The sequence below is a fragment of the Thomasclavelia sp. genome, assembly GCF_017889095.1.
Taxonomy (GTDB): Bacteria; Bacillota_I; Bacilli_A; order Erysipelotrichales; family Coprobacillaceae; genus Thomasclavelia.
Window position 1 is genome coordinate 1 of record NZ_JAGHEW010000044.1, and the last position, 3,889, is coordinate 3,889.

Here is a 3,889-nt window from a genome sequence, read left to right on the forward strand (position 1 = left end):
GAACTTTAAAAGTCGAGAAATCGACTATTTTTATTTGAAATACAGCTTTTTGAATAGTTAAAAAAGTGGAAAGCTTTAACACTTTCCACAATCACGGTGATATTGTTCGACCAAGTTATTTTTTTCATGACAATTTGCCCCACAAAAGCCGCAATCACCACCACAAGATGATTTGCCATCAAGTTTATCTTTATGAATTGATCTAATTGCCAGTATTACTAATATTAAAATTATCCCAGCTACAACAATTGTTCCTAAATTTTCAAATAACCAAGTCATTACATTCACCTCTTTATTTTTGAGTTACTGTTTTATTTAAATCAATATCTAATTTTTTACTTTCATTATATGGTCTTACTAATAAATAAACAAATCCAGCTACAAGTACTACTGCAATAATTGTACCGATACCAAATGTTCCATAAATAATCGCACTGCCAATTTGATATACACTAAAGGCTACTACATAAGCAAAGATTGTTTGATATAAAATTGCAAAGACAGTCCAGCTGCCATTATTCATTTCTCGTTTAATTGCACCAATAGCAGCAAAACATGGTGCACATAATAAGTTAAAGATCAAGAATGAATAAGCCGCAATCTGAGTATAAGTAGTAGCTAAAGTACCCCAAATCTCTACACCGTCTTCGGCAACTTCAGCAAATCCAAATAAGATACCAAATGTTCCAACAACATTTTCTTTAGCCACTAATCCAGTAATAGCAGCCACCGCAGCTTTCCAATCACCCCATCCAAGTGGCGCAAAAATCCAAGAAACCGCATTACCAATCATCGCAAGAATACTATGATCTAATTGAGTATCTTCTAACATTGTAAACTGTCCATCGACAAAGCCAAAGTAAGAAGTAAACCAAATCACGATTGTTGAAAGTAAAATGATTGTACCAGCTTTTTTGATAAAAGACCAGCCTCTTTCCCACATACTTCTTAAAACATTTGAAATTGTTGGCATATGATAAGCCGGTAATTCCATTACAAATGGTGCTGGATCACCAGCAAACCGTTTTGTTTTCTTTAAAATGATTCCTGAAGTAATGATCGCTGCAATTCCCACAAAATAAGCACTAGGTGCCACCCATGATGCTCCATCGAATAATGCTCCAGCAATTAAAGCAATAATTGGTAATTTAGCACCACAAGGAATAAATGTAGTTGTCATGATCGTCATTTTACGATCTCGGTCATTTTCAATTGTTCTTGAAGCCATAACCCCAGGAACGCCACAACCAGTACCAATCAACATTGGAATAAATGATTTTCCTGATAATCCGAATTTTCTAAAAATACGGTCCATAATAAAAGCAACCCGAGCCATATAACCACAAGATTCTAGAATCGCTAAAAAGAAGAATAAAACAAACATTTGTGGAACAAATCCTAAAACAGCCCCTACTCCAGCAACGATTCCATCAAGAATTAAACCATTTAACCAGCCAGCCGTACCTAAAGTATTCAATAAACTTTCAACTAATGAAGGAACACTTGGAATCGCCATTCCAAATAATGACCAGCCTTCACCAAAGACACCATCATTAGCCCAAGTTGTTGCTACATCACCAACCGTACTTACAGATACATAATAAACGACATACATAACTGCAGCAAAGATCGGTAAGGCTAAAAAACGGTTTGTAACAATGCGGTCGATCTTATCAGAAACAGTTAATTGTTCTTTACTATTTTTTTGATAACAGTCACTAATAATTGAAGTGATATATTTATACCGTTCATTAGTAATGATACTTTCAGCATCATCATCTAATTTTTCTTCTAAGTCACTGATGATTTTTTCAACATCAGGAACATGATTCATTAATGCTGAGATTTTATCATCGCGTTCAAATAATTTAATTGCGTAAAAACGTTTTTGATCATCAGCAATTTCACTGCTAATCATATCTTCAATTACATCTAATTGCTCTTCAACTTCTTTATCAAAGTGATGTACTGGTGGATTAGAATGATTTGCTTTAGCTAAAGCAACTGCTTCATTAGCTGCTTCTTTGATTCCAGTACCTTTTAAAGCAGAAATTTCAACCACTTTACATCCCAATTTTTTTGATAACATCTTAGTATCAATTTTATCATTGTTTTTAGCTACAATATCCATCATATTTATAGCCATAACTACTGGAATTCCTAATTCCATTATTTGTGTCGTTAAATATAAATTTCTTTCCAAGTTAGTTCCATCAACAATGTTAATAATTGCATCAGGACATTCCTGAATCAAATAATTACGTGCAACTACTTCTTCTAATGTATATGGTGATAAAGAATAAATTCCTGGTAAATCCATTAATTTTACATCTTTATGACCTTTTAATTTACCTTCTTTTTTTTCGACAGTTACCCCAGGCCAGTTTCCAACAAATTGATTAGAACCTGTCAATGCGTTAAATAATGTTGTTTTACCACTATTAGGGTTTCCTGCTAGTGCAATTGTAATTGACATCGTCTATATACCCTCCTATATTACTTTACTTCAATCATTGCAGCATCCGCTTTACGAATAGATAATTCATATCCCCGTACTTTTACTTCAATCGGATCACCAAGTGGTGCTACTTTACGAACAAGCACGTCAGTATTTTTAGTAATCCCCATATCCATAATTCTACGTTTTACTGCACCATCACCATGTAGTTTTACAACTGTTGCAGTCTCTCCTTTTTTTACATCTTTTAAAGTTTTCAATTAATTTTACCCCCTTTTAAACCATGATCTTATTTGCCATTTCCTTAGAAATAGCAATCCGTGATTCTTTAATTTTAGTAATTAAATTACCCTGATTCTTACTAACAACAGTAACCGGTGTACCAACGGTAAAACCTAGTGATTCTAAAAACAGCTTTACTTCCTGCTTTCCACCAATCCGTTTTATTGTTTGTTTGTCTCCAATTGAAACCATTGTTAAAGGCATCATTATCACTTCCTCACTCTTTTCTGTTAGCCTCATCTAACTAAGAATATGTTATACCCATCTAACTTAAATGTCAATACTTCTAAAGCAAAAAGTTAAACAAAACTAACTACAAACAATAAAACTAATAAGTAAAGCCACTTAAAAAGTATTTCTATACTAATATATTCATTTACAAATTAAACTATCCTACAATTCACCTATTAATAAATAACAAAATTCTAAATACCAACTCAACCTATTATTACAAAAAAATAGTGCGAAAAGCCCGCTCCTTTAGGTGTGGGATGGATAGCACAAGATTTTTATAAAAAATCGTGTATGTTCACTTTTATTTTATACACACATTGATGTATAATAATTATATGAAAAGTGAATATAGACATACAAATACAACTGTATCTTTGATAAATTATCATTTTGTATTTTGTCCTAGATACAGACGAAAAATTTTTCTGATACCTAATGTAGAAAAACGATTTAAAGAATTGGTCAAATTAAAATGTAAGGAGTCGAAAATAGAAATTATTGCGATTGAATGCGACAAAGACCATACTCATATGTTCTTAAATTGTTTACCCACACAAAGTCCATCAGATATTATGCGACAGATAAAAGGATATACAAGTAAAATTCTTAGAAAAGAATTTATTGAATTATCAAAAATGCCTAGTTTATGGACAAGAAATTATTTTGTTTCAACTGCGGGTAATGTATCTAGCGAAACTGTTAAGGAGTATGTAGAAAACCAAAAGAAACGATATTAAAAAGGGAAGATACTATTAGAAAGATGGTGAATACAATGGCAAATTTTATTCTTCAGTTTCCTCTTAAAACAGAAAAATATCAGGAAGATATCTTAGATAAACGTTTTGAGATTGGCAGACAGATTTATAATTCTTTGGTAACAGTAACACAAAAGCATTATAAAGAAATGATTAAAAC

5 protein-coding genes are annotated in these 3,889 nt (G+C 32.2%); 1 reads left to right on the forward strand and 4 read right to left on the reverse strand.

The annotated features are described in order from the left end of the window. Positions 1-75 precede the first annotated feature (75 nt). The 4 genes from J7M77_RS01975 to J7M77_RS01990 are packed head-to-tail and all read right to left on the reverse strand — an operon-like array spanning position 76 to position 2,947. Positions 76-279 (reverse strand): FeoB-associated Cys-rich membrane protein, encoded by a 204-nt coding sequence (locus tag J7M77_RS01975; RefSeq protein ID WP_296875464.1) that lies wholly within the window; start codon positions 277-279, stop codon positions 76-78. Between the two features lie 13 nt (positions 280-292). Beyond that, positions 293-2,476 (reverse strand): ferrous iron transport protein B, encoded by a 2,184-nt coding sequence (feoB, locus tag J7M77_RS01980; RefSeq protein ID WP_296875466.1) that lies wholly within the window; start codon positions 2,474-2,476, stop codon positions 293-295. A gap of 20 nt (positions 2,477-2,496) precedes the next feature. Beyond that, a complete protein-coding gene (locus J7M77_RS01985; protein WP_296875468.1) occupies positions 2,497-2,718 on the reverse strand; it encodes a ferrous iron transport protein A in 222 nt (73 codons plus the stop codon). Positions 2,719-2,734: 16 nt separating this feature from the next. Then, positions 2,735-2,947, reverse strand: a complete 213-nt coding sequence (locus tag J7M77_RS01990) for a FeoA family protein (RefSeq protein ID WP_296875470.1) — start codon at positions 2,945-2,947, stop codon at positions 2,735-2,737. Between the two features lie 362 nt (positions 2,948-3,309). On the opposite strand from J7M77_RS01990, the gene tnpA reads away from it, so the two are divergent. Then, positions 3,310-3,711 carry an IS200/IS605 family transposase gene (gene tnpA / locus J7M77_RS01995; RefSeq protein WP_296875472.1) on the forward strand — a complete coding sequence of 134 codons (402 nt, stop codon included), beginning with the start codon at positions 3,310-3,312 and terminating at the stop codon, positions 3,709-3,711. The last annotated feature ends 178 nt before the right edge of the window (positions 3,712-3,889 follow it).

What these genes read in the sequence shown, in the direction of transcription:
- tnpA (WP_296875472.1), top strand. Translation starts at nt 3,310, where the DNA reads ATGAAAAGTGAATATAGACATACAAATACAACTGTATCTTTGATAAAT.
- J7M77_RS01990 (WP_296875470.1), bottom strand. Translation starts at nt 2,947, where the DNA reads ATGATGCCTTTAACAATGGTTTCAATTGGAGACAAACAAACAATAAAA.
- feoB (WP_296875466.1), bottom strand. Translation starts at nt 2,476, where the DNA reads ATGTCAATTACAATTGCACTAGCAGGAAACCCTAATAGTGGTAAAACA.
- J7M77_RS01975 (WP_296875464.1), bottom strand. Translation starts at nt 279, where the DNA reads ATGACTTGGTTATTTGAAAATTTAGGAACAATTGTTGTAGCTGGGATA.